Origin of the sequence: Coprococcus sp. OM04-5BH, assembly GCF_003482105.1 — a bacterium.
Taxonomy (GTDB): Bacteria; Bacillota; Clostridia; order Lachnospirales; family Lachnospiraceae; genus Coprococcus.
In genome coordinates, this window is the sequence record NZ_QULM01000001.1 from 89,389 (window position 1) to 114,886 (window position 25,498).

25 protein-coding genes are annotated in these 25,498 nt (G+C 42.2%); 2 read left to right on the forward strand and 23 right to left on the reverse strand.

What is annotated here, in order from left to right:
* Window positions 1–13 precede the first annotated feature (13 nt).
* The 12 genes from DXB54_RS00390 to DXB54_RS00445 form a co-directional block, all read right to left on the reverse strand.
* Complete coding sequence (locus DXB54_RS00390) at window positions 14–568, reverse strand: hypothetical protein (protein ID WP_118693930.1); 555 nt, start codon at window positions 566–568, stop codon at window positions 14–16.
* A 30-nt stretch (window positions 569–598) separates the two neighbouring features.
* Window positions 599–1,243 carry a hypothetical protein gene (locus tag DXB54_RS00395; RefSeq protein ID WP_118693931.1) on the reverse strand — a complete coding sequence of 215 codons (645 nt, stop codon included), beginning with the start codon at window positions 1,241–1,243 and terminating at the stop codon, window positions 599–601.
* A 20-nt stretch (window positions 1,244–1,263) separates the two neighbouring features.
* Window positions 1,264–1,989, reverse strand: coding sequence for a lysophospholipid acyltransferase family protein (locus tag DXB54_RS00400; protein ID WP_021938115.1), 726 nt, complete (start codon window positions 1,987–1,989; stop codon window positions 1,264–1,266).
* Between the two features lie 48 nt (window positions 1,990–2,037).
* On the reverse strand, window positions 2,038–2,442 hold the full coding sequence (gene atpC / locus DXB54_RS00405; protein WP_118693932.1) for an ATP synthase F1 subunit epsilon: 405 nt from the start codon (window positions 2,440–2,442) through the stop codon (window positions 2,038–2,040).
* A 64-nt stretch (window positions 2,443–2,506) separates the two neighbouring features.
* Complete coding sequence (atpD, locus tag DXB54_RS00410) at window positions 2,507–3,898, reverse strand: F0F1 ATP synthase subunit beta (protein ID WP_021938116.1); 1,392 nt, start codon at window positions 3,896–3,898, stop codon at window positions 2,507–2,509.
* Window positions 3,899–3,915: 17 nt separating this feature from the next.
* Entirely contained in the window at window positions 3,916–4,800 is an 885-nt protein-coding gene (gene atpG, locus DXB54_RS00415; RefSeq protein WP_021938117.1) for an ATP synthase F1 subunit gamma, read from the reverse strand.
* A complete protein-coding gene (atpA, locus tag DXB54_RS00420; protein WP_021938118.1) occupies window positions 4,801–6,309 on the reverse strand; it encodes a F0F1 ATP synthase subunit alpha in 1,509 nt (502 codons plus the stop codon).
* Between the two features lie 6 nt (window positions 6,310–6,315).
* Window positions 6,316–6,819 (reverse strand): ATP synthase F1 subunit delta, encoded by a 504-nt coding sequence (gene atpH, locus DXB54_RS00425; protein ID WP_021938119.1) that lies wholly within the window; start codon window positions 6,817–6,819, stop codon window positions 6,316–6,318.
* The gene (gene atpF / locus DXB54_RS00430; protein WP_021938120.1) at window positions 6,800–7,321 is read right to left on the reverse strand and encodes a F0F1 ATP synthase subunit B; all 522 of its coding nucleotides are present in this window, start codon (window positions 7,319–7,321) and stop codon (window positions 6,800–6,802) included. The genes atpH and atpF overlap by 20 nt, the downstream gene beginning before the upstream one ends.
* A gap of 72 nt (window positions 7,322–7,393) precedes the next feature.
* The gene (gene atpE, locus DXB54_RS00435; protein ID WP_021938121.1) at window positions 7,394–7,618 is read right to left on the reverse strand and encodes an ATP synthase F0 subunit C; all 225 of its coding nucleotides are present in this window, start codon (window positions 7,616–7,618) and stop codon (window positions 7,394–7,396) included.
* 69 nt (window positions 7,619–7,687) lie between these two features.
* Entirely contained in the window at window positions 7,688–8,356 is a 669-nt protein-coding gene (locus DXB54_RS00440) for a F0F1 ATP synthase subunit A (RefSeq protein ID WP_118693934.1), read from the reverse strand.
* A gap of 50 nt (window positions 8,357–8,406) precedes the next feature.
* On the reverse strand, window positions 8,407–8,880 hold the full coding sequence (locus DXB54_RS00445) for an HAD domain-containing protein (protein WP_021938123.1): 474 nt from the start codon (window positions 8,878–8,880) through the stop codon (window positions 8,407–8,409).
* Window positions 8,881–9,512: 632 nt separating this feature from the next.
* Here DXB54_RS00445 and DXB54_RS00450 point away from each other — a divergent pair.
* Window positions 9,513–10,295, forward strand: coding sequence for a helix-turn-helix domain-containing protein (locus DXB54_RS00450; protein ID WP_118693935.1), 783 nt, complete (start codon window positions 9,513–9,515; stop codon window positions 10,293–10,295).
* A gap of 148 nt (window positions 10,296–10,443) precedes the next feature.
* Here the strand turns inward: DXB54_RS00450 and DXB54_RS00455 are convergent, their stop codons facing one another.
* From DXB54_RS00455 to DXB54_RS00495, 9 genes are all read right to left on the reverse strand, one after another.
* Window positions 10,444–11,337 carry a precorrin-6B methylase 2 gene (locus DXB54_RS00455; RefSeq protein ID WP_021938125.1) on the reverse strand — a complete coding sequence of 298 codons (894 nt, stop codon included), beginning with the start codon at window positions 11,335–11,337 and terminating at the stop codon, window positions 10,444–10,446.
* Window positions 11,338–11,471: 134 nt separating this feature from the next.
* Window positions 11,472–12,704 carry a beta-ketoacyl-ACP synthase II gene (gene fabF / locus DXB54_RS00460; RefSeq protein WP_118693936.1) on the reverse strand — a complete coding sequence of 411 codons (1,233 nt, stop codon included), beginning with the start codon at window positions 12,702–12,704 and terminating at the stop codon, window positions 11,472–11,474.
* Window positions 12,705–12,841: 137 nt separating this feature from the next.
* Complete coding sequence (locus tag DXB54_RS00465; RefSeq protein ID WP_021938127.1) at window positions 12,842–13,597, reverse strand: OmpA family protein; 756 nt, start codon at window positions 13,595–13,597, stop codon at window positions 12,842–12,844.
* Window positions 13,598–13,644: 47 nt separating this feature from the next.
* Window positions 13,645–14,661: a MotA/TolQ/ExbB proton channel family protein gene (locus tag DXB54_RS00470; protein WP_021938128.1), complete on the reverse strand. Its 1,017-nt coding sequence runs from the start codon at window positions 14,659–14,661 to the stop codon at window positions 13,645–13,647.
* A 522-nt stretch (window positions 14,662–15,183) separates the two neighbouring features.
* Window positions 15,184–15,924 carry a 3-oxoacyl-[acyl-carrier-protein] reductase gene (gene fabG, locus DXB54_RS00475; RefSeq protein WP_021938129.1) on the reverse strand — a complete coding sequence of 247 codons (741 nt, stop codon included), beginning with the start codon at window positions 15,922–15,924 and terminating at the stop codon, window positions 15,184–15,186.
* 63 nt (window positions 15,925–15,987) lie between these two features.
* A complete protein-coding gene (gene fabD / locus DXB54_RS00480; RefSeq protein ID WP_118694473.1) occupies window positions 15,988–16,914 on the reverse strand; it encodes an ACP S-malonyltransferase in 927 nt (308 codons plus the stop codon).
* A 239-nt stretch (window positions 16,915–17,153) separates the two neighbouring features.
* A complete protein-coding gene (gene acpP / locus DXB54_RS00485) occupies window positions 17,154–17,387 on the reverse strand; it encodes an acyl carrier protein (RefSeq protein ID WP_021938131.1) in 234 nt (77 codons plus the stop codon).
* A gap of 200 nt (window positions 17,388–17,587) precedes the next feature.
* Window positions 17,588–20,014: a hypothetical protein gene (locus tag DXB54_RS00490; RefSeq protein ID WP_118693937.1), complete on the reverse strand. Its 2,427-nt coding sequence runs from the start codon at window positions 20,012–20,014 to the stop codon at window positions 17,588–17,590.
* A gap of 85 nt (window positions 20,015–20,099) precedes the next feature.
* Window positions 20,100–22,172 carry an efflux RND transporter permease subunit gene (locus DXB54_RS00495; protein ID WP_118693938.1) on the reverse strand — a complete coding sequence of 691 codons (2,073 nt, stop codon included), beginning with the start codon at window positions 22,170–22,172 and terminating at the stop codon, window positions 20,100–20,102.
* 291 nt (window positions 22,173–22,463) lie between these two features.
* Here DXB54_RS00495 and DXB54_RS00500 point away from each other — a divergent pair, with 291 nt between their 5' ends.
* A complete protein-coding gene (locus DXB54_RS00500) occupies window positions 22,464–23,057 on the forward strand; it encodes a TetR/AcrR family transcriptional regulator (protein WP_118693939.1) in 594 nt (197 codons plus the stop codon).
* 1 nt (window position 23,058) lies between these two features.
* On the opposite strand, the gene DXB54_RS00505 is transcribed toward DXB54_RS00500, so the two are convergent.
* Complete coding sequence (locus DXB54_RS00505; protein WP_021938135.1) at window positions 23,059–23,268, reverse strand: hypothetical protein; 210 nt, start codon at window positions 23,266–23,268, stop codon at window positions 23,059–23,061.
* A 10-nt stretch (window positions 23,269–23,278) separates the two neighbouring features.
* Entirely contained in the window at window positions 23,279–25,372 is a 2,094-nt protein-coding gene (locus tag DXB54_RS00510; RefSeq protein WP_118694474.1) for a glycoside hydrolase family 13 protein, read from the reverse strand.
* Window positions 25,373–25,498 lie beyond the last annotated feature (126 nt).

The following is a 25,498-nucleotide window of genomic DNA, read 5'->3' on the forward strand; positions in this document are numbered from 1 at the left end:
ACCTCATGATATTTTATCGTATCTCATAGTAGTAATAATACCACTCGCCTTCATATTTGTATATATACACAACCATCTGCTGGTTCAATGTCTTCTTGCTTCCGGTGACTGTTACATCCATCAGAACCTCGCCACATTTATCAAAGCTGTATCCCATTTCCTTTTCAAATGTCTGCCGGCTCTCTCTAAGCTGCTCATCATCATACATCCTTACACCTCTCACAGAATGTGAAATGCTCTTGATCTTTCCTGCCGACTTCCACTTGCTGTAGATGGTGTCTATCACCAGCTCCTTGTAGAAGCCCTTTATGTTATCATCACTGTAATCGTTAAGCTGCTTTGTGTAGCTTATAACCTCAGGGTCATACACATCTATAAGTGCATTGACATCCTTATCCTCGATAGCTGTCATAAACCTGTCTGCCACCTTCTGGGCATTGGCATCTACATGCTTCACATTTAACCATACAAACACGCCTATAGCTATCACTGCCACAAGCACCACCAGGATTACCACCGTTGGGATTATGGATTTTTTCTTTCTGCCCTCTTTTTCTGTTTCACCCATATAATATTCTCCAATCTATATATTTTTGTATCAGTAATCCAGATGATCCAGATACCACTGTTCATCCACCTTCATGACATATATCTCCACAGGTATCACCTTAGAACCCTTATCGCCTGTGACTGTCCACTCAGCCTCTATCATTCTGTAAGTATTCAGATTGTCAATGCCGTACTTGGACATTTCCTTTCTGATATCATCAATGTTGCTCATAGTGACGATACTTCCGTAGGCTGCTTCTATACTGTCAATCTTCCCTACATCTGGTTCCAGCTTATGTGCAAATTCATCAAGATAATTCTTATATGTTGATTCTAGATCTGAAAATGAATAATTTTCTCTGAAATAATCCTTGTGTCCCGGTGGTATCAGATCAAGGAACTCCTGCACATCCCCTGATGTATAAGCACTTGCCACCTTATCTGCTATAGCCTTGCTGTTTTTTACATATGAAAAATACATTCCCACAACAAAAATCACCACCAACACCAACAGGATGCTTAGTATAGTAAGAAGCTTCACCGGGGAGATCTTATCTTTACCCCTTTTGTTCTTTTTATCCTTTTTTGCTGCTTCCGATGTTTTTATTGTGTCTTTTATCTTAATATCCTTGGACTTTTTTTCTTTTTTATCATCCAATTCCTGATTTTCTTTTTTTTGATTCTTTTCCAGCATTTCCCCCGACCTTTGCTATGCTACCAATTATTCATTCCACTCATTGTATTCATTTTTTGTTGGATAATATTTACCACCATATCCCTTATCTCGCTTGTACTTAATGATTCATAATCCTCATATGGTATCGGTTCAAGAAATGCCAGTTGTGTAACCACAGACCTCAATGATCTGCCTTCAAACGGCTTATAAGAATCATACAGTACAACAGGCACGATAGGGCAGCCTGCCTTTTTGGCTATCTTAAAGCTGCCCGGCATAAACTCATTAAGAGTATTATGATTATGGTCATAGCCTCCTTCAGGAAACAGAATATATCTTCTTCCCGCTTCTATTTCGGTGGCGACCTCATTTATTATCTCTACCTGCTGTCTTATATTACCCTTCTCCAATCTCTTGGCACGAAGTAATGAACAGAACTGGTCTGCTATGAACAGCTTTGACCGCTTTGCGTCCATAACAAATGTACATGGCTTCTGATGCTCTCCTATTATTCCTAACGCATCATATTTTCCTTGATGGTTGGCATACATTATGTATCCACCCTCCTGGGGCAGATTCTCCGTTCCTGTTGATACGGTGCTGATACGCCCCCGTTTCTTAAAACGTTGAACAACCTTTCTGGCCAGTCGATAGCATTTCTCTTCATCATGGTCTTCAGGATGCCTTGCGTAATATGACATTTTAGGTACATAGTATAATATCAGGAAAAAACATGAAATTATTACTACTATGAATCTAACCATTTCTCTTCATCCTCGTGTGTATTCGGAACATGCATACACCTTCCCGCTTTATATCTTCTCCGTTACTTTTAGTCTTGTAAGAGCTCTGGCAAGGCTGGCCTCTGTCTGCTTGTATTCCTTAAGACTCTCCTTTTGTCTCAGACGCTCTTCTGCCCTCTCCTTTGCCTGTTTTGCACGGACTCTGTCTATATCCTCCGGCTTTTCGGCAGAATCGACGATCATAACTACTCTGTTGTTGACAATCTGGGTAAATCCTTCACCAACTACACCTGTAACTGTCCTGCCATCTGCTGTGGTGATCCTTATCTCACCTATGCTGGTGGCAATAACCATATTCTCATGGTGCGCCAGAATGCCCATCTCTCCATCTTCAAGGGGCAGTACAAAACGTGTTACCTTATCTTCAAAAAACACCTTATCACTTGATACTACTCTTAAATAGAATGTGTTCATCTGTACTCCCTTCTTAAACAATCTTACTAAACTTAATCAAGGTTTTCAACACTGTTTTTGTGTTTTATTGTCCCTTCTTTGCCTTTTCTATAACATCATCGATGGTTCCAACATTGAAGAATGCCCATTCCGGATATTCGTCCATGTCACCGTCAACGATAGCCTTAAAGCCTGCTATTGTATCCTTAAGTCTTACATATTTGCCTGGAACGCCTGTGAAGTTCTCAGCCACATGGAATGGCTGTGACAAGAATCTCTGTACTTTCCTGGCTCTTGTAACTGTAAGCTTATCTGCCTCTGAAAGCTCCTCCATACCAAGGATTGCAATGATATCCTGTAATTCCTTGTACTTCTGAAGGATCTCCTGGACTCTTCTTGCTATATTGTAGTGTTCCTCGCCTACTATGTCTGCCTCAAGTATTCTTGAGTTAGACTCCAATGGATCTACAGCAGGATATATACCCTGTTCTACGATCTTTCTTGAAAGAACCGTTGTTGCGTCCAGATGTGCAAATGTTGTTGCCGGCGCAGGATCTGTAAGGTCATCGGCAGGCACATATACTGCCTGTACTGATGTAACTGATCCCTGTTTTGTTGAAGCGATTCTCTCCTGAAGCTCACCCATTTCATTTGCAAGGGTAGGCTGGTAACCAACTGCAGAAGGCATACGTCCCAGAAGTGATGAAACCTCTGAACCTGCCTGTACAAAACGGAAGATATTGTCAATGAAGAGAAGTACATCCTGGTGCTCCACATCTCTGAAATATTCTGCCATTGTAAGACCTGTCTCTGCAACTCTCATTCTTGCTCCAGGCGGTTCGTTCATCTGTCCGAACACAAGGGCTGTCTTCTCTATAACACCTGATGCTTTCATCTCGGTCCACAGATCGTTACCCTCTCTTGAACGTTCTCCAACACCTGTAAATATTGAGTAACCGCCGTGTGCTGTGGCTATATTCTGGATAAGCTCCTGGATAAGCACAGTCTTACCTACACCGGCACCTCCGAACAGACCGATCTTACCACCCTTTGAATATGGTGCTAAGAGGTCGATAACCTTAATTCCTGTCTCAAGTATCTCTATAACAGGACTCTGATCTTCAAATGTAGGTGGCTCTCTATGGATGACCCAGTGTTCCTCACTCTCCGGGATCTCCTTGCCATCATCAATAGTATCTCCAAGCACATTAAACAAACGTCCCAATGTGTTCTTACCTACAGGAACCTTTATTCCCGCACCTGTGGCAACAACCTCCATATCTCTGCTTAAGCCCTCGCTGGCTGCCAGCATGATACATCTGACTGTATTGTTTCCTATGTGCTGTGCAACTTCCATTATTGCTTTTTTTCCGTGATTATCTACCTGTAAGGCGTCCTTAATAGCAGGCAGGTCATTATCCGGAAACTCTACGTCAACTACAGGTCCCATTACCTGAACTATCTTACCATTATTCAAGACTCAAGACCTCCTTCCTACTTTCTGTTCTGCTGAGCTCTGGCACCGCCTACAACCTCGGTTATCTCCTGGGTTATGGCTGCCTGTCTGGCTCTGTTGTATTTAATATTCAAATCCTGAAGCATTTCCTTGGCACTGTTGGTGGCTGTATCCATGGCCATCATTCTGGAGTTCTGCTCGCTACAGAAGGATTCGACCAGTGCGCCGTATATAAATCCTGTTATATAGTTAGGTACTATACGGTCAAGTACCACCTCCGGTGAAGGCTCCATCTTTATATCTTCATTATATACACCGCCTGTAGAGAAGGAGAAATCTTCTCTCTTAAACGGAAGTAACTGTATCATGTCTGTTTCTGCAGTTACGCTGTTCACCATCTTAGTGTATATAATGTATACCTCATCCAGCTTACCGTTCTCATATGCCTCAAGCATGGTGTCTGCAATTACCCTGGCTCTGTGCATACTAGGATTTTGTGCTGTATATTGAAAATGCTTGTCAATGTGTACATTTTTCCTTGCGAAATAATGTCTTCCTACCTGACCTACCACATAAAGTCTGGTATGGTCATGCTTCGCCAGTTCTTCCTCTGCAATCTTGATAACATTATGATTGTATGCACCTGCCATACCCTTATCCGCTGTTATTACTATGTAGCCACGTCTCTTTTCATTTTCAGGAATCTCGCTCCTGCTGTCGAAATAGAGGTGCTGTATGTCAGGCAGATGTCTCAGTACTCTTGCAAGCGCAACCTGAAGAGTATAGAAATATGGTTCTGTATTCTCAAGATCCATCTTGGCTTTTTTTAATTTGGAAGAGGAAATCATGTACATGGCATTGGTTATCTTCATGGTATCCTTAATGCTCTTTATTCTGTTCTGGATCTCTTTGGTATTTGCCAATTAAACCACCCTCTTCATAAACTCTTTCGCTGCTTCAAGTATCTTCTCCTTAAGCTCATCACTTAAGTTCTTTGTCTCTTCAAGCTCTCTTATAAGCTCCGGTTTGGCGTTCTTGAAGTACTCAAGCATATCAAGCTGTGTCTGCTTAACCTTCTCTACAGGAACCGGTATGAAGAGCTTTCCTGTGGCTGCCACAAGGGTGATGACCTCCTCTGCCATTGTAAGAGGATTGCATAACGGCTGCTTAAGAAGCTCCATAAGTCCCTTACCATAAGCAAGCTGCTCCTTTGTGCCCTCATCAAGGTCTGATGAGAACTGGGTAAATACTTCCATCTCCCTGAACTGTGCCAGATCGATACGGACACTTCCTGCTGCCTTCTTCATTGCCTTTGTCTGGGCAGCGCCACCAACTCGTGATACTGAAAGACCTACATTTACCGCCGGTCTCATACCCGAGAAGAACAGATCACTCTCAAGGAATATCTGTCCGTCGGTGATGGAGATTACATTCGTAGGAATGTATGCCGATACATCTCCTGCCTGGGTCTCTATGATAGGAAGGGCTGTTATTGAACCGCCTCCCAGTTCATCACTTAATCTGCTGGAACGCTCAAGCAGTCTTGAATGGAGATAGAATACATCTCCGGGATATGCCTCACGTCCAGGTGAACGTCCCAGTAACAGTGACAGTGTTCTGTACGCTACTGCGTGCTTTGAAAGATCATCATATACTATAAGTACATCCTTGCCGCTGTGCATGAAATGCTCTGCAATAGATGTTCCCGAATATGGTGCTATGTACTGAAGTGGTGCCGGATCACTGGCTGTTGAAGCAACAATTATAGTGTAATCCATGGCATCATTCTTCTCTAATATGGATACGATCTTGGCTACTGTTGAAGCCTTCTGTCCGATGGCAACATATACGCAGATAACATCCTTACCCTTCTGGTTGATGATAGTATCTGTTGCTATGGATGTCTTACCGGTCTGTCTGTCACCGATAATAAGCTCTCTCTGGCCTCTTCCTATAGGGAACATGGAGTCTATTGACAGTATACCTGTCTCCATAGGCTCACTTACAGACTTACGGTCTATGATGCCCGGAGCCTCCTGCTCTATAGGTCTGTAATCAGTTGTCTCGATCTTGCCTTTTCCGTCTATTGGTGCTCCGAGAGCATCAACAATCCTGCCCAGATACTTGTCACCTACAGGTATTCCGGCTCTCTTACCGGTTCTGGTAACCTTAGTTCCCTCTTTTATACCTGTCTCTCTTCCGAACAGGATACACCCGATCTCTGTCTTTCGGATATCCTGAACCATACCCTTTACGCCATTTTCAAATACTACTATCTCACCGTACATGGCATTGTCTATACCATATATTGTAACGATACCATCACCTACCCAGATAACTGTACCGACCTCTTTGTCTCTGGCGTCAAAGTCATAGTTCTCTATTTCGCTCTTCAGAATTGAAATTATTTCTCCTGAACTAATTGAACTCAAATCTTATCACCTCATCACTAATTTCTGTGTCATCATTCTGTGTCTGCCTGCCAGACTCCAATCGTACTCCCTATCCATAGTCTTTATGACGAAGCCTCCAAGGAGACTTTCATCCTTCACCATATCAAGTCTGACCGAAGTTCTGTTATACTTTTTACATAGAAAATCTTCTATCTTTTTCTTCTGTTCTGCATCCGGCGGCGTTACATATACAAGTGTTGCACACAGAACATTATCTGCCTCAAGCTTCATCTTCTCATAGCAGTCCAGTATTTCAAACAGCTCATCTATACCATCATTTTCACATAATACCTTGAGAAAATTCTTTATCTCTCCTTCAAACAGCCTGTCCACCACCTGAAGCTTCTCCTTCTTGGACACTACAGGACATATAAGTGCGTCAACCAGCAACGGATTATCTGCAAATATCTGTCTTACCTCCTGCAGCTTACTGCCGTCCATTCCAAGCTCCAGCAGAACTCTGGCAAAATTAATGGTTTTCTGAGTCATGGGCATCACCTGCTTTTTCTAAAAACTCATCATATAATGATTTATTTCTACTATCATCTGTATTGTCACTGAGAATCTTAGCTGCTGCATCCATAGCAAGTCCTGCTATCTGTGACTCCATATTGCTCAATGCCTTTTCCTGCTCAAGGGAAATGGTATTCTCTGCGTCCTTTATCATCTTGGTTGCCTTCTCATTTGCAAGATCAACAACCTTGGTGTACTCACGCTGGGCTTCCTTACGGGAATTTTCACGCATGGTCTCGCATTCAGCCTGGGTTTTTGCCAGGGACGCCTCATACTGGGCTTTAAGCTTTTCTGCATCAGATTTTGTCTGATTGGCACCGGCTATGGTTGAGCTTATCATTTTCTCACGCTCCGCTATAACCTTGTTTATAGGGCCAATCAAAAACTTCTTCAGCAGAAGAAATAAAATGATCAGATTAAGGATTGTAAAGATTATAGATGATAATTGTATATTTATTAATGTACTTTCCAATACCATTTAATCTTTCTCCTGCCTTTCTTAATTTAATGTATGACCTGTGTTTCAGGTCCTCCTTCTCTCAGGGTTATATTACTTAAGTAAAACGATAATAAGAAGACCGATAACGAAACCGTAGATGGCTGTTGCCTCCGCAAGAGCACAACCGATGATAAGAAGCTTTGTTATCTTGCCGTCTGCCTCAGGCTGTCTTGCTACTGACTCTACTGCCTTTGATGTTGCAAGTCCGATACCGATACCTGCTCCGATACCTGTTAATACTGCTATAGCTGCTCCGATTGCAATTAATGAACTCATGATTATTTTCTCCTTTTTAATGTATTCCCCTACACTGTAGGGCTGATTCTAAACATTTTTTCATAAAATTTACTCAATGGCCTCCTGCATATAAAGTGCAGTAAGGAATGTAAACACAAATGCCTGCAAAAATCCGTCAAAGAAATCAAAATACAGGCTCAGAGGGATCGGTACCACAGCAGGTACAACTACCTCTATAAGCTTCATAACGACAAAGGCTCCAAGAACATTACCAAAAAGTCGCATACACAATGACAACGGCTTGATGGCCAGCTCCATAACATTAAGCGGCGCCACTATGGCAACAGGCTCAGCGAAGCTCTTGGCCCATCCCTTAGTACCCTTTGCACGAATAGCTGATATCTGTACCAACACAATACTCATGATTGCCAGAGTTGCTGTTACGTTCAGATCCTTTGTAGGCGGTTTTACACCAAATATACCCATAATATTAGATAAGCCTATATAAAGTATAACGGTTATAAGATAAGGTATATAGTCCTTTCCCTTCTCGCCCAGTACATCGCCGAATAATTTGTTGAAGGTGGTTATTATAGTCTCCAGTGCAAGCTGCACCTTTCCGGGGTTCTCAACCCTTAAGTTTCTTACAAATATCACCGACAACAGAACCAGTATCGCCATTACGATCCAGGTCACTACTATAGATTCCGTGATGTCTATGGTAAGACCGCCAATGTGAATTGAAAATATTGTGTTACAGTTGAGTGCTTCTCCCAGTTCTTCTGCAAGATCACCCGTACGTCATCACATCCTTTCCGTGTATCTCTTTACCTGCCCAATATTTCTATGGCCCGCTTCACATCATCCTCTGACAGTCCCTTAACTGAATTTTCTGTATTTATCCAGTAATTCTCAAGACCTATCCTGTCCCAGCCCATGTCCATATCGTCAAGTATTACAAAGTTGTCAATACCTTCGATATTGATGTACTCACGGATACCGTAATTCTTGCCATAATCCTCGTACTTACCCGCAATGTCTGTATCTGCAGGTATCACACCGTACAGGGATATTCCGGCTGCTTCAAACTTATCAAGCATTTCCTTAACCTCAGGATCTGTCACCGGTTCCTTAACCGCTGCTGCCCTATTGTCACTGGTCAGTATAAGCTTCGCATCTGTAGCCTTGACAATAGCCTTGAGGTTTTCAACATTCTGTGGATTGATGCTTGCCCCCTTACTGTTACAAAGGAACTTGTTTGAGTTAAGCACACCATCAATATCAAAAAATATTGCCTTCATTATTTTTCCTCTTCCTCTCTCAACGTATGTAGTGCATTACCATGTTAGAGTCAACTCACTCTCATGATTACGATGAAAAAGCATCCATCATTTCCTTTAAAATGCACTATTTTTCCGTCTGTCACCCGGATATCAGTCTTTATTATATCATACCTTGATTTCTTTTCAATAATAAAGAATGTTCAGAAATTCTCACAGATCTGCCCTTGAATTGTGCAAAATATCTTCCATATAGAATATCAAGAATAAGGTTTCATAAAAAAATGCCTAATATGGCATGTCATATCTTTGAAAATTTGCAAAAAAAGTCAAGAATACCGCCCTTGCCGTGGCTTTTAAATGCTCATAAAACAGCGAAAAGGACCATCATAAACGATGGTCCTGATTCCCTCTGCCGAATAATCTCATCCCCAATATGAGATTTTCTGAAAACCCCCTTGTTTTCTTAAACAGATGTTATATTTATTATAGCACCTGTTTCTGACTTTTTAAGTGACCAGACTACACTTTCGATTTTTTTTGAGTCAAAAAAAGTGTACTATGCTACACTTTTCGTATGGACTTAACCGAATTTTTGTATTAGAATAATATTATGCACTTTTTACAGATGGTATTTTAACAGGAGATATTTTATGGAATACATGCAAATGAATGAGATCAACGAACGTAATATAGGTGAATGCCTTAAAAACATAATGGCAGCTAAGAAATACACCATATCTATGTTGTCTGATGCTACCTCCATATCAGAGGACACCATTAAATCCATCAGAAGCGGCAAGACCCAGAACCCCGGCATATATACAATATTAAATATCTGTAATGCTTTGGGCTGCAGCATTGACGAGTTTCTGGGAAATCCCAGCATATCTGATGATGAAGCGGAACTGTTAAAGGGCTACAACCGTCTTTACCCTCACGGAAAACGGTATATCCAGACTATCATCCAATCAGAGCTTATACAGCAGCCTGCAGATGAGCATTCATCAAAGAGGTATATCCCTGTGGTCTCTCCTATTCAGATATCCGGCTCAGATGTGGACTTCTCCATGCATAACACCGATGTTATAGAAATACCCTGGGATTATTATCCCACCGCAGACTTCGCAGTCCGTATATGTACCAGAAAGCTTCACCCTATATACGGTCCCGGTGATATCCTTGCCATCGAAACAGGCTTTCCCTCCATTGGAAATGTTGCCATGTTCGTTGACAAAAGCGGTACCCAGTTGATCAGGCGCTATGAGGAAAGCAACAGCACAGGCTATCTCACCTCAATAAACGGTCATCACCTCTCCACCAGGTTGAGTGACGACATAATATGCATCGGCACTATTCTCGGCATAATCCGTTATAAAGAAATAACGGCGCATAAATCCATATCAGACACCGCCCATACTGAAGGCTTATCCTGACGGATCACTCACGCCGTTGCTTTCTTATATATACTCTTTTTTCTTATGTATTCCAGTTTTCTTCGACCGGCAGCTATTTATCGGTCACCGGTTCTGCACTTTGCCATTTTGCTTGTCTATCTTCTAATCTGCTTTAACAGCCCTTCAATCAATCCTCTCTTGAGCCTGTTATGAGCCATGGAGACGGCTGGGTCACGAAGATATGTTCCTTATTTGTCTTTGACACTGTGATCTGTGTAGCTTCAAAATTCTTAATTCCAAGCTTGTCGAATATCAGCTTGCAATTCGCAAGGATACTGAGATCAAGGGTGTATATTACAAACTGCATTGAAGGATTGAGCTTCAACAGTCTCTCCATATCCGACTCAAGGTAGTGATTCGCAACTATAAATGCAAGTCTTGGAACAGGAACCTTGCTTAAAGACTCCTCTGTCATGTCAGGGATTATCTTTACATTGTGGACACCGAATTTATCTACGTTCTCTTCCATGGATCTTCTTGATCCTGCATCCGGCTCAACTGCGATTATTGTTCCTTCACTGGCTGTGATAGCCGCCTCAATAACAATACTCTCTGCCATAAGGGCAAGGATCTTGTCATGGGTGTCAACTCCCAGCATACTCATTATGACTGCTCTTATTTCATTTCCAACATATCTTACACTTCCCGACGAGAACATGTCATTCTTCATTCCGTATCTTACGGACTCCCTTGTCTTCTCATTCTCAATATAGACAACTGTCGATGCTTTTATCTTCTGATTAAGAACCTGCTTTATCTGCACATGCTTAACCTCGCCGCCCGGTGCACAGCCCTCGGCATACCACATTTCGTAATCACCGAAGCCCTTCTCCCAAAGCTCATAGAACAGATCCTCATGACTGTCATCAGTAAATATAAGAACTCTCTTATGTGTATCAATAGTTGGCACAACATTCTTATCCTTATTGCAGATATTAAGAAGCTTGATCTTCTCAGGGCTTACGCACATTCTGTCCGCGAAATAGCCAAGCCAGTCAAGCATATTTTTATTATTATACATACCTTACTCCTCCAATCCTTTTATTTCATTTATAACATTTAAGACCTTTTTCTCACAAATTGTTCAGGCAGATACATCTCCATCTTATTAATTTATAATAACATTTTATTTTAGTCTTATAATCCGTATGTAATCTATCTGCTGAATTTCTTCACAAGAATACTTGCGTTGTGTCCTCCAAATCCAAGTGAATTGCTCAGTGCATAGTTCACACCCTTATGTACGCCCTCGCCCATTGTGTAGTTAAGGTCTATTTCACCCTCTGTCTCCCTGAGACCTACTGTTGGGTGGATGTATGAATCTTCTATTGACTTGACACAGGTAATAAACTCAACAGCACCTGCCGCGCCGAATAAATGTCCGATCATTGACTTGGTGGAGTTTATATTAACATTGTAAGCCTCATCTCCAAATGCTTTCTTTATGGCTCTTGTTTCATAAAGATCATTGTGATGGGTGCTTGTTCCATGGGCATTAATGTAATCAACGTCTGCCGGTGTAATTCCCGCTTCATTTATGGCAAGGGTCATGGCTCTTGCTGCTCCCTCTCCATCCTCTGCAGGGGATGTGATGTGGAATGCGTCACAGGTTGAACCATAGCCAACTATCTCAGCAAGAATCTTAGCTCCACGAGCCTCTGCATGTTCAAGGGACTCAAGGATGACAACTCCGGCACCTTCACCGATAACAAATCCACATCTGTCCTTGTCAAATGGTATTGAAGCCCTTGCAGGATCAGTTGCACTTGACAATGCTGTCATTGATGTGAAGCCTGCTACATTTGTAGCACATATAGGTGACTCTGCTCCTCCGGCTGCCATAACGTCTGCTTCGCCGTACTGAATATATCTGTATGCCTCACCGATGGAATTGGTTCCTGTGGCACAAGCTGTAACTACATCTGTACATTTTCCCTTAAGTCCGTAAGCTATAGCCACATTGCCTGCAGCCATGTTTGATATCATGGTAGGAACCATCATAACACTTACCTTTGTTCTCCCCTCAAGGATCTTCTTGTGTTCTCTCTCGATAGGCTGCACTCCACCAAGGCCGTTTCCTATACAGGTTCCAAATCTTGTAAGATCTTCCTTCTCAAGATCAATACCTGCGTCCTTAATAGCTTCCCCTGTTGCCGCAACCGCATACTGACAGAAAGGCTCCATTCTTCTTGCCGCCTTTGGATCCATGTATCTGCCCGGATCGAAGTTCTTGACCTCCGCCCCCATTCTGCACTTGAACCCGCTTACGTCAAACTGTGTTATCTCACCTATTCCGACTGTATTCTTCTTTATATTCTCCCAGAATTCTTCTACGCTGTTTCCTATTGGAGTTACTGCTCCCATTCCTGTTACTACTACTCTTCTCATTTTGTACCTCGTATCATTTATTTGTAGAGGTCCTCTGCGACCCCCGGATGAATAAATTCTACCACAATGTAATATATATAACAAGAATAAATAGTTTTCATTACTATGTGCCGGGTGCAGGAATCGCCGAGTTTAAATTACTTGTCCTTAAGTATATCCATCATTTCGTCGATCATTTCCTCATCCTGTAGTCTGAAGAGTATCTCAACACGTCTCGATGCGTCAAGATCTACAGTTCCGTCCTCCTTGTAGATAGGATTGCTGTAGGATTTACCATTTGCAGTGAGGACACTTCGGAGCATTTCAACCTCACTCTGGCTGATGATACCGTTGCTCTCTGTGAGACAGTACCGGGCAACGGAAAACGCTCTCTGCTGGGAAAGCTCAAGGTTATACAGGTATGAACCGTCTGTATCAGTATGTCCCTCTATGATGATCTCTGAAACATATTCTCTGTAATCGTCGCTTAACAGGACGCTGCAGTACCTTGGAAGAAATTCCTTTATAAAGTCCTTGCCCTCTGTCTTGAGATCGCTCTCATCAACATCAAAAAGTACGCTGGCGTCAAAGGTTATAGCTCCGGTCTTCTCGTCTATCTTAATGTTCAGGTTGCTGTCTGAGAACTCATCTCTCAGGGCTTCAACCAGATCACTTCTTATTCCTGCTATCCTGTCCAGCTCCTTCTGCTGTTCATTTAACAGTTGTTCCTGTTCTTTTATTATCTGTTTCTGCTGTTCAAGCTCTTCCTGCTTACTTTCATACTGGCTCTTTGACTGCATGAGTGTGAATGATATTATCAGGATAAATATAAGCAGCAGGGCAGCCATCATATCTGAGTAGGATAACCAGTAGCTGGTCTCCTCCCCTTCCGGTCTTCTCTTTTTCTTACTCATAATCTTCTCCGTTCCGCCATTTCCCGGCGTTTTATCAATGAAAGTTCCTACTGTCCGGACTTACCCGACTGTGATATAGCCCTCGGTCTGTTTATCCTTCCATTGAATATATCATTCTGTTCCCTGGTAAGCAGCCTTATGTCCTCAATGTTCTCACCCATTGCCTTAAGATATGGCAGAAGCTTCTCTTCTATGGCTTTCTGGGATGCCAGCACTGCCTCAAGCTGTTTCTTCTGGATGTCCAGTGCCAGATTGCCGTTGTCGTAAGTGGCGTCAGGACGGACATAACGCTTGAATTCATCTACAAATTCATCCAGCTTGTGATATGCCTGTTCAAGAACTGTCTTAAATATCAGGTTGAATGTAAGGGAGAATATCATACCGTAGATGGATGTATGAAAAGCAACCTTGATGCCATCCATCAGCGGTCCGATGCTGTTGGTGATCTCCTCTGCCGAGCCTGTGTTAAATGCCTGAAGTCCGATGGACAGACCTATGAAGGTTCCAAGGATACCAAGACCTGTCATGGCTCCCGGCACAAGGCTTAAACGCCCCTTCTCCACAGCGTCATCAATAAGCTGATAGTTTATGAAATCCTCAATGTCACAGGCGTATTTTTCTTCATCATCCTGCTCCAGTCTCTTCATTTCCTCAACGTAATCAACGTAGGAATTTCTCAGGTGCTCCTCGTTGAATATCCCATATCTGCTCTCAGTTCTGTACATGTCCCATAAGAGCTTCTTCTCCTTGGCATAATCGCCCTTTATGTAGCTTATGGCTATCCTGAAATCCTCCCCCATCTGATCTATGTGCTTAAGATGCTTATATGCATATACAAATATAGCTCCCACTATACCAAACATGCACACGCTGATAAGTACATTTGCAGGGTCAATACTGTCATTTGTCACGTTTAATATTATGCAGATGCCAAGCATCACTACATAAACCACCGGCAGCCACTTCTTGTTAAGCTCCACCTTCATGTTCTGCTTCTTTCTGAAAGCCCTTGCAGCCCTCTCATTCTGCGGTCTGACGGTCTTTAGTCTGTTGTTTTTGTTCATCGCTCTTTCTCCCCGGAATAAAATTTCCTGCTTCCTTCCGGACAGCAGGTACACTGTCTCAAATTATACCATTCATCCGTCATTTTTACCAACAAAAATTGCATTTTTTATGTTTTTTAGTCAAATTACACAATTATCGGGCTATTGAAAATTCCTCCCCACCGCTTTTCCTATGGACCACCATATAAAATTTTCTGCACAAAGGCTTATTGCACAAAAGGACGCCCAAACTTATACGTACAAAATGAAGACTCAGTAAAATTCACATATAATATATAAGCAAAGACAGTAGTGATATTTTTCGTTATACGGTTTTACCTAATTACCGGCACCAAGCCCATGTTTGAGCATAAATACAATTTATTTTATTTATGCGAGTTTGGGCGACTGCCGGTTAATAAATGGTAGAACCGGATAGAAAAATGAACGTGTCTTGCTATATATTTATATGTGAATACTCGTCAGTCTCATCCACACACTAAGTTTGGGCGTCTTTTTTCGTTTATGTAGTTTGCTTATCCCTTACAGGCTCATGCCACCGTCAACCTTGATGACCTGGCCTGTAATATAGCTTGCCTTATCTGACGCAAGGAATGCTGCTGTTTCTGCAATATCGGAAACCTCACCAAGTCTCTTAACTGCAATATGATCAAGCATTGCTTCCTTCTGCTTGTCTGAAAGGGCGTCTGTCATATCTGTCTGGATAAATCCAGGAGCGATGGCATTGGCTGTTACTCCTCTGCTTCCAAGCTCCTTGGCTATGGACTTTGTAAGACCTACAACGCCGGCCTTTGACGCTGCATAGTTTACCTGTCCAGCATTTCCCTCAATTCCTACAACTGATGACATATTGATGATCCTGCCATACTTCTGCTTCATCATCACTCTGTACACATGCTTAATGCAGTTGAAGGTTCCCTTAAGATTTGTATTGATAACATCATCAAAATCCTCTTCCTTCATGCCAAGTACCAGCTTATCTCTTGTTATACCTGCATTATTTACAAGGATATCAACTCTTCCGTACTGCTCTGTGGCGAACTTTATAAGTGCCTCTGCCTGAGCAAAATCTGATACATTTGCCTTGAAAGCAACTGCGTCACCGCCTGCTGCCTTGATCTCCTCAACCAGGCTGTTGGCTCTTTCCTCTGAACCATTATAATTAACTACGACCTTTGCGCCATATCCTGCGAATGTCTTTGCTATCTCTCTGCCTATACCTCTGGCAGCTCCGGTAACAACTGCAACCTTATCCTTTAACATACCTTACCTCCTTTTGATCCTTTTCGCCCCTGATATTCATCAGGCGGCATTTCGTAGGTACTATTATCTTCCAAGCATCTCTGCAACCTTCTGAAGATCCTCCACTGTAGCAACATTGAAGCTTGTAACCTCTCTGTTTATCTTCTTCATGAAACCTGTAAGGGTCTTGCCCGGACCGACCTCGATAAATGTATCAACGCCGTCAGCTATCATGTTCTCGATAGTCTGCTGCCATCTTACTGATGAATATACCTGCTTCTTAAGTAATTCCTTAACCTCTGATGGATCTGTTACGTATCTTGCCTCTACATTACATGCGTATGGCTTGAAACTGTCTGCAACATCAACATCCTTAAGGACCTCGAATAATTCCTCACCTGCAGGAACGAGCATTTTTGAATGGAACGGTCCGCTTACATTAAGCTTGATAACTCTCTTCGCTCCCGCTTCCTTAAGTGCCTCTATTGCTGCGTCTATGGCTGCGTTCTCACCTGAGATAACTATCTGTCCCGGGCAGTTGTAATTTGCAATCTGGACATTTCCCGGTGTCTCCTCACAGATCTGTGCTATCTTGTCAGCGTCCATTGCTATAACCGCTGCCATTGCCCCCTGTCCGAGAGGTACAGTATTCTGCATAAGGATACCTCTCTGTCTTACAGTCTTGATAGCGTCTGTAAGTCTCATTGCGCCACAGGCATAGAGTGCTGCATACTCTCCAAGTGAAAGACCTGCGAATACATCGGCCTCAAGTCCCATATTCTTTAAATGCTCATATATGGCAACCTCTGCTGCCACCATGGCAGGCTGTGTGAACTCTGTCTTATTGATATCGTCGTTCTCCTCGAAGCAGAGCTTTAAGAGATCCACATCAAGGACACCTGCTGCCTCGTCAAATACCGCCTTACTGTCTTCAAAACTGTCATAAAAATCCTTTGCCATGCCCACATACTGAGCTCCCTGTCCGGGGAAAATAACTGCTGTCTTACCCATTTTTCTTACACCATCCTTTAAAATAAAAAAAGCAGCCATCCTCCATCACATTGTGCACCACCATCGCGGCACACCTTATGACTTCCACGTCTGCTGCCAATCTTTTATATATTTTGTACCGTTACGTAATAATGTCAATATGGACACCACAACCGGAGCCATATGCTCCGGTCATGGGTTATGATCCATATGTGAATAACACAAACCTGTGTATATATACCATATCCTCAAGCTAATGATTATTCCTCTACACCCTTGCTCTTTAAGTAGTTAAGAACATCCTCAAATGTAGCAACATTATCAAGCTCTTCTGCAGGAATCTCAACATCAAATTCCTCTTCCATCTTCATAACGATCTCATATAAATCTAATGAATCCACTCCTAAATCATCCTTGAAGTTTGTATCAAGGTTCATCTCATCCTGTGATACTCCTAACTGCTCTTCGAAAATAGCCTTTACCTTATCGAACATAATTAAATTCCTCCTGAAATTAAAGTAAGTATATTACTCATTGGGGGTGTCGCATGCCCATGAGCCTAAATATCCTATCCAAATTTACTATAATGGATATCCTTCACGAGAATTAATATAACTCATACCATTACATAAGTCAACAACATATATTTCATCTTTTTATATATTGCTTTACCCAGTATTTATAGCAGAGAAATTTACTTATCCATCTCTACTGCACCTGTCTCAAAGATGAATTTTACCTTTCCTGAAGTTCCATCAAGTATTCCTGAGTAGTTTGTGTAGCTTGTTCCCTGATCAAAGAGTGCCTCGATAAAGTCAAGCTCCTTTGAGTAATCTCCGCTGAACATCTCAGCGATCTTCTTGATACCTTCCTCATTGAACTTAGCCATACCTTCATTTAAGGTAGTTGCACCGTCTACCACCTGATCAGCACCATCTGTAAGATCGCCTGTTCCGGAATAAAGTGTTCCGACACCATTATCAAGAGTAACAACACCGTTATAGATAGCTGCCGCACCGCTGTTAAGTGTTCCTGCTGCTGTAAGAAGATCCTTACCGCCTGCTGCAAGCTTATTACTTCCGCTGTAGAGAACATCTAATTTATTTGAAAGTGTACTTGCGCCGGCTGATACCTTTGAAGCACCATCCTTAAGGCTTGAAGTACCTGTTATTACATCATCTATACCACTCTGAAGGCTCTTAGTACCATTGTCAAGCTGTACCAGACCGTTCTTAAGGCTTGTAGTTCCATTCTTAAGAGTTGTAGTTCCTGATACAAGTGCATCAACACCATCTGATGCCTGCTTAACTCCATCGTCTAACTTTGTAAGACCGGCAGTCAGATTATTTGCTCCAGTTGCAAGATCATCTGCTCCCTTCTTAAGGGCCTCAACATCCTCTGCAGCTCCGGCCAACTCGTTATCGATCTCACTGGCTGCTGACTCAAGGGCTGTGCCACTGTAGTAAGCATTGCTCAGTGCTTTGTATGTGCCAAGCTCGTCTGCATCTATAACTCCATCTGCCTCAAGGCTTGACATCATAGCCTGAACTTCAGCTGCACTGGACGCACCTGCCTGACCATATATTCCTGCTGCCTTGGTTCTGAGCTTACCTGAAAGTCCGGTTACTGAACCTAAGAGTTCATTAATTCCCGCCTTAAGTGATTCTGCTCCGGCTGCAACCTTCTTTGAACCTGCTATAGCTCCTTTGTTAGCATCTTCGAAGCCAGAGATTACTGTATTAAGACCTGTCTTTAAGCTATTCTCACCTGTTATGAGCTGTGATGCACCGGCTGTAAGGGCATCTGTTCCTGCAAGGGCTCCGTCCTTGCCTTCATAGCCTGCTACAAGCTGTGATACACCTGCCTTTAAAATACCCTCGCCATCGTATAACTTATCAACTCCGGCATTAAGATCCTTAGCTCCGCTTGCCAGTGTTGCTGCACCATCATTTAATGCACCTGCACCACTCTGTACCTGACCGATGGCGTCTGTAAGCTGTGTGATGCCTGCTGACATCTGTGATGTACCATTTGCAAGCTGTGATGTATATGTCTTAAGGGAAGATGTACCATCCTTAACTGACTTGGCACCATCTCTTAATGAGTATGTTCCTTCCTTAAGTGTCTGGAGTCCGTCAAGGAGATCGCCTGTTCCGTCTGTAAGCTGATCTGCTGATGATGTAAGTGTATCTATCTTGTCTGTGACATCTGAAAGGTCAATGCTGTCTGAGTCAAGATTTACTGCCTCTGAAAGTACATCCGATGCTGCAACTGTCATTGTCATGTCAAGCTCGAACTCTGTAACATCTGCTGTTATCTCTACATACTCAGGGACGTCGATATCATCCAATACATCCTTAATCTTTGTATCGTCAATTCCTGAGTCAAGGCAATCCTTAAGTCCAGGGACTGCATATCCTACAACAATATTTCTTGATCCCTCTGAGATAACTTTACCGTTCTCAACCTGTACATTTGAGAACTTGTCGGCGTCAAGAATAGCACCTGAAAGCATTACGAATGGTGTTACTACTTCCTTGGAAGTTCCGTTTACATCCATAGCCTTCTTTGTGTTGTTTGTATAGTCAAATCTGATGGTTACCTTACCGCTCTTACCTGCTAACTCTGCCGGTGAGATATCCTTGCCGTCAAGCTTGTAGCTTACCTTTACATCAACAGGAAGCTTATCATTTGAAGTTCCCTGATAGTAAACGTCCTTGCCGTTTGCCTGCCAGGTGATGGTTCCGTCTTCATTTTCAACGTAGGTGTCATTTGTCTTTACGTTCTGGATATCGGTAAGATTTGTCTTATCGTTGATAGTTGCTGTTCCTTCATTGTTCTTGAGCCAGTTGCTTACGACTACGTTATCTACATTTCCTTCGGCGTCTGCCATTACATATACTGTCTCTTCCTTATCGGCGTCTGAGTTGTCACCTTCTGCCACCTGCTTCTCTATCTCTTCCTGAAGTGCTGCAGCATTTTCTGTGTTTTCCTCTACACTTACCTTGGATTCTGTACTTGCTTCTGTTGTACTGTCCTTCTTATCTCCACATCCTGCAGCCATTGTTGTCATCATTGCAGCAGACATCATAATACATAAATACTTTTTCCACTTAACCATATCGATTACATCCTTTCTACACTTTATACAACTTCTGTGTCATCTGTCTTTTAATAAAGCTTCGTCAACTGTTTCTAAATATTTATCAATAATTTGCCAGTTCTTTTCTGTGCTTGAACATTAAGATCTTGTCAAACAGCATGAACATTGCCGGCAGAACAAATATAACTGCACACATACTTATAAGTGCACCTCTTGACATGAGTACGCAGAGGGAACTTATCATATCTATATCTGAATACATACCTACACCGAATGTAGCTGCGAAGAAGCTCAACGCACTTACTATGATAGACTGTGCCGAACCCTGACAGGCCTCTGAAACAGCCTCGAACTTTGTAAGTCCTGCGAGACGTCCACGCTTATATTTATTTGTCATAAGGATCGCATAGTCAACTGTTGCACCAAGCTGGATAGTACCTATTACGATGGAGGCTATGAAAGGAAGCTCCGTTCCTGTGTAACATGGGATACCCATGTTGATGAAGATAGCGAACTCGATTACTGCAACCAGTACAACCGGCAGGGAGATTGAACCAAATACACATAATATAATGATAAATATTGCACCGATTGAAACTGAGCTTACTCTTGCGAAGTCCTTATCTGTTATCTCTATAAGATCCTTTGTACATGGGGCTTCACCAACCAGCATGTTGTCTGTATCGTATTTGTTAAGTATGTTCTTGATCTCTGTACACTGGTTATTTACCTCATCTGTAGCAACCTTGTACTCTGAGCCTACCAGTACAAGCTGCCAGTCATCGCTCTTTAATGAGCTTACCAGTGAATCAGGAATGAACTTTGCAGGTATTCCTGCTCCCAGTACCGAATCAATACCCAGGCACCACTTTACACCATCTACCTTCTCTATATCCTGAAGCATAAGTCTTACATCCTTATCCTCCATGTCATTACTTATAAGAAGCATGTGGGTTGAGTTCATTTCAAAATCTTCCTGAAGAACATTATTGGCCTTGACTGAATCAAGGGTATCCGGAAGTGATGAATCAAGATTGTAATAAACCTTTGTGTGATTGTATCCGTATATTGCAGGGACAAGTATTATTACAAAGAGTATTATGAATACCCAGTAATGCTTTGCCACGAAAGCTCCCAGTCCATTAAACTTAGGAAGGAGAACCTTGTGGGTTGTCTTCTTTAATGCCTTGTCGAATACAAGTATCATGGCAGGAAGTATTGTTACACAGGCAATAACACCGAATACAACACCCTTTGCCATTACGATACCAAGGTCAAGACCTAACTTAAAGCTCATGAAGCAAAGTGCCACGAAACCGGCAACAGTTGTTATTGAGCTTCCCACAACTGAGCTTATGGTCTCTGCTATGGCATGACTCATTGCCTCGTTATTATCTGAATAGGTATTCTGTTTATCCTTGTAGCTGTGCCACAGGAATATTGAGTAGTCCATGGTAACGCCAAGCTGCAGAACCGCTGACAGCGCCTTTGTTATGTAGGATATCTCTCCTAAGAAAATATTGCTTCCCAGGTTATACACGATAGCCATTCCTATACTTAACAGGAAGAATACCGGAACCATGAAGGAATCCATTGTAAGTCCAAGAACTATACAGGAAAGGATTACTGCTATACATACATATATAGGAGTCTCTTTTTCTGAAAGTGCCTTTGTATCTGTAACTATTGCTGACATACCACTTAAGAAGCACTGTTTATTACATATACTTCTTATTTCGTTAATGGCATCCATTGTTGAGTCTGCCGATGTGGTCTGGTCGAATATGATAGCCATCATAGTGGCATCCTTGTCGTCATTGTTGAATGCATTGTATAACTTCTCGGGAAGTATCTCCTTAGGTACTGACAGATCGGCGATACTGTCATACCAGATAACCTTCTCCACATGGTCAACAGCTTCGATCTTCTCTTTAAGTGCTGCCACATCCTTATCAGGCATTCCTTCAACAACAAACATTGAAAATGCGCCCGTTCCGAATTCATCAACTAAGATATCCTGGCCTTCCATTGTTTCAATATCTTTAGGAAGATATGAGAGAATGTCGTAGTTTACTCTGGTCTTGATATAACCATACGCACTAGGAATAAGCAGGATTACCGCAATGATCAGTATAAGCGTTTTGTGCTTAGAAATCACTTCACCAAACTTAAGCATTTTGTTCATCTCCTTTTAAAATATATACTCCATTTCTATTTCAGTTATGGATTATACTACACGGTGTCTATTTTATCTCTATACATTTTTTTATTAATGTTGAAAAGTGATTACATTCATGTTAATATGTATTTTATAAATTACATTTTTAAATAATTGTAATGCTGAATGTTTATATATAGATAGTAGTTTATTAAGAAACACATAGCTAAATAAGAGGAAGCACCCATGCATCGCAGATGCATATTAAAACGGTGCTGACGAAGGTATTGTTTGTCGGAGGGAATTTTTATGAAGAGAGAAGAAAAAAGAGAAAATCTCGATCTTATACTTATAGAAAGCTTTAAAGAATTAATGACGGAATATCCTTTTGAAAAGATAACCGTCACCCTTATATCAGAAAAGGCCGGAATACTCCGACCTGTGTTCTACTCTTATTTCAGAGATAAATATGAACTTGTGGATTACATGTTTTACAATGATATAACCAAGGAATTAAAGGTACTGCTGTCCCACGGAATGGTAATCGAGGCCATCAAGCTTTTATTTACCCATGTTGCAAATGAGCGCAGCATGTATCGTAAGCTCTTTGACACCGAGGGTCAGAACAACTTCCAGACCATAGTCATGGACCAGCTAAGTGCCCTTTTTGATGTATATGTGAACGCCTTCGACTCCCACAGCCTGCCGGATAATCCTCTGATCACTCCATCAAGCATATGCAGATACTATGCCATGGGACTTACCATCTCCATCAAGAACTTCCTTGCAAGTCCGGCAAATGCTACCATAGACCAGTGTGTAAATGCATACTACTATATAGTTACACATTCCATATTTGATTTCCTGTCCAAGGAAACCACTGATGAATTTCCAAAAGTATGACTTATCTGCCCATAACGTATCCGATTATAAACAGTACAAGGGCTGCCACAAGACATATCATGGCGCACTTGAATTTTTTCATAAGCTCAGGTCGTATGTCTGCCAGAGTTTTGTCTCCGTGACGTTTCACCAGCTTCTTAAAGGATATCCAGAAGGTTATCCCTGCTACGGCGAATACGAAACCCGCCAACACTAAAATATTCTTTAACATTATCTATACTCTACTTTCTTACAAGCACCATGGCGGACATCTTCGGAGCCTTAATGGTAAGAAGGTTATGCTCCACCATGTAGTCAACGGTCTCAAGGGTGTAGCCCTGCTCATTTGTCAGCATTACTCTTGTCATTATGGAATGATTGAATACTCCCACTCTTCTTACGTGAAGCCTCAGATCCACATCTTCATAGTTGGTATTAAGTATGACGATAACCTGCTTATTATCTGTAAATCTTCCATAACATATTATCTTATGTGCTCCGTGAAGAAACAGTACCGAGCCCTTCATCAGTGCTTCATAGGTCTTATGTATCTTTATCATATCCTTGTGGAAGCGTATGAGATCCACATCTTCTCTGCCCCACGGATAGGTTCTTCTGTTATCAGGATCAGTCCAGCCACATAAGCCTGCCTCATCTCCGTAATACACTGTAGGTGCTCCCGGCCACGTCATCTGGAATACTACTGCCTGTCTGAATATGCCCTTATCTATATCATAATTTGCTGCGTCAGGGCCAAGGGTATGTGTTCTTCCTACCTTTCTGTTGGTTCTGGTAAGGAATCTTGAATGATCATGGTTTGAAAGTTCATTCATGGCAACTCCCAGGGATGGTCTCTGAAATCTTGACATATGATAGTTCATGGCACCGATAAAGGCATCAGGATTACCTAATAGATCTCCACGGAACTCGTCACTGTGCTTCTCTACACCGCACAAAAACCAGGTTATAGGCTCCATGAATGCGTCATAGTTCATTACCGTATCCCACTGGTCACCTCGGAGCCACTGCTTAGGATCACCGTAATGCTCTGCCAGGATAATAGCCTCAGGATTTGCCTCTTTTACAGCCTTCCTGAACTCCCTCCAGAATCTGTGGTTATACTCTGCGGAATGTCCCAGATCTGCTGCCACGTCGAGTCTCCAGCCGTCCACATTATATGGAGGGGATACCCACTTCTTCGCAATGTTCATTATATATTCTGTAAGCTTATCTGACTCCTCATAATTGAGCTTCGGCAGGGTATCATGTCCCCACCATCCGTCGTAGCTTCCGTTATAAGGCCACTCATATTCATTATGGAATTTGAAGAACGAACGATATGGGCTGTCTGCTGAGATATACGCACCATTTTCGTAGCCCTCTTCTCCCTCGTATATACGCTCCCTATCCAGCCATTTATTGAAGGAACCGCAATGGTTAAATACTCCATCGAGAATAACCTTCATTCCTCTCTTATGGATTTCCTCCACAAGCTCTATGAAGAATTGATTTGACGCCTCAAGGTTAGCTTTATTTGTCACTCTGTTTATATATCTTGCAGATTGCTTGTTCTCTCGACATCCGTCAGGAAGCACGCTTCCCTCATCAACGACGATCTTACCGAAATGTGGATCTATATAATCATAATCCTGTATATCATACTTATGATTAGATGGTGATACAAATACCGGGTTAAGATAGATTACGTCTATGCCCAGGTCCTGAAGATAATCCAGTTTGTTCATTACTCCCTGGAGGTCTCCGCCGTAGAAACAGCCTACATCCATATTCTCAGGGTATTTGAACCAGTCCTTTACTTGTTTTGTTCCCGAATTGATATAGAAATATTCATTATCAAGTACATCATTGTCCGGATCTCCGTTACAGAACCTGTCTACGAATATCTGGTAGAACACGGCTCCCTCTGCCCACTTAGGCACTGAGAAGCCCGGATATATCTCAAAGTTAAAGTCGTTGTTATTTTCCTTTTCCACACCATACTTGTTATAGAAGCAGGTGACTCTGCCTGAGTGGATCTCAAAATAATAATTTATCATGTTCTCTCCGGCAGTGATGGTAGCAGCATAGAAGTCGAAAAGCTTGTTTCCGTCTTCAACGTCCATAGGTATCTTCTCACCGTTGCACACAAGGTACACCCGGTCAACATTATCTGCTGAAGCTCGAAATCTTATCTTCACCTGTTCTCCCGCCTTGGGTGTCTGAGGGCTTACATAGTATTCTGTTCCGTCAGAGAACAATCCACCCACATTGAGCACCGGCTTCGTCCCCGTCACATAAGAAAATAATCTTTCTGCTGCTGTTTTACTATACGACATCTTCCACATTCCTCTCCTCATGCTTTTATAGCTCATATACAATCCATTTTAATACTTTTCTGATGAATAAACAACACAAAAAAGTAATAACAACGTATCGATGCCAAGGACATCGTTACAAGAAAT

Bases quoted from the DNA above. Each gene is read 5' to 3' on its own strand.
- DXB54_RS00500 (WP_118693939.1), top strand. From the start codon at position 22,464: ATGAAGAGAGAAGAAAAAAGAGAAAATCTCGATCTTATACTTATAGAA.
- fabG (WP_021938129.1), bottom strand. From the start codon at position 15,924: ATGTTAAAGGATAAGGTTGCAGTTGTTACCGGAGCTGCCAGAGGTATA.
- DXB54_RS00395 (WP_118693931.1), bottom strand. From the start codon at position 1,243: ATGCTGGAAAAGAATCAAAAAAAAGAAAATCAGGAATTGGATGATAAA.
- DXB54_RS00495 (WP_118693938.1), bottom strand. From the start codon at position 22,172: ATGCTTAAGTTTGGTGAAGTGATTTCTAAGCACAAAACGCTTATACTG.
- DXB54_RS00450 (WP_118693935.1), top strand. From the start codon at position 9,513: ATGGAATACATGCAAATGAATGAGATCAACGAACGTAATATAGGTGAA.
- DXB54_RS00470 (WP_021938128.1), bottom strand. From the start codon at position 14,661: ATGAACAAAAACAACAGACTAAAGACCGTCAGACCGCAGAATGAGAGG.
- fabF (WP_118693936.1), bottom strand. From the start codon at position 12,704: ATGAGAAGAGTAGTAGTAACAGGAATGGGAGCAGTAACTCCAATAGGA.
- DXB54_RS00390 (WP_118693930.1), bottom strand. From the start codon at position 568: ATGGGTGAAACAGAAAAAGAGGGCAGAAAGAAAAAATCCATAATCCCA.
- atpE (WP_021938121.1), bottom strand. From the start codon at position 7,618: ATGAGTTCATTAATTGCAATCGGAGCAGCTATAGCAGTATTAACAGGT.
- DXB54_RS00455 (WP_021938125.1), bottom strand. From the start codon at position 11,337: ATGTATAATAATAAAAATATGCTTGACTGGCTTGGCTATTTCGCGGAC.
- atpH (WP_021938119.1), bottom strand. From the start codon at position 6,819: ATGACTCAGAAAACCATTAATTTTGCCAGAGTTCTGCTGGAGCTTGGA.
- fabD (WP_118694473.1), bottom strand. From the start codon at position 16,914: ATGGGTAAGACAGCAGTTATTTTCCCCGGACAGGGAGCTCAGTATGTG.
- DXB54_RS00510 (WP_118694474.1), bottom strand. From the start codon at position 25,372: ATGTCGTATAGTAAAACAGCAGCAGAAAGATTATTTTCTTATGTGACG.
- DXB54_RS00400 (WP_021938115.1), bottom strand. From the start codon at position 1,989: ATGGTTAGATTCATAGTAGTAATAATTTCATGTTTTTTCCTGATATTA.
- DXB54_RS00445 (WP_021938123.1), bottom strand. From the start codon at position 8,880: ATGAAGGCAATATTTTTTGATATTGATGGTGTGCTTAACTCAAACAAG.
- atpF (WP_021938120.1), bottom strand. From the start codon at position 7,321: ATGGTATTGGAAAGTACATTAATAAATATACAATTATCATCTATAATC.
- atpC (WP_118693932.1), bottom strand. From the start codon at position 2,442: ATGAACACATTCTATTTAAGAGTAGTATCAAGTGATAAGGTGTTTTTT.
- DXB54_RS00490 (WP_118693937.1), bottom strand. From the start codon at position 20,014: ATGGTTAAGTGGAAAAAGTATTTATGTATTATGATGTCTGCTGCAATG.
- DXB54_RS00465 (WP_021938127.1), bottom strand. From the start codon at position 13,597: ATGAGTAAGAAAAAGAGAAGACCGGAAGGGGAGGAGACCAGCTACTGG.
- acpP (WP_021938131.1), bottom strand. From the start codon at position 17,387: ATGTTCGATAAGGTAAAGGCTATTTTCGAAGAGCAGTTAGGAGTATCA.
- DXB54_RS00505 (WP_021938135.1), bottom strand. From the start codon at position 23,268: ATGTTAAAGAATATTTTAGTGTTGGCGGGTTTCGTATTCGCCGTAGCA.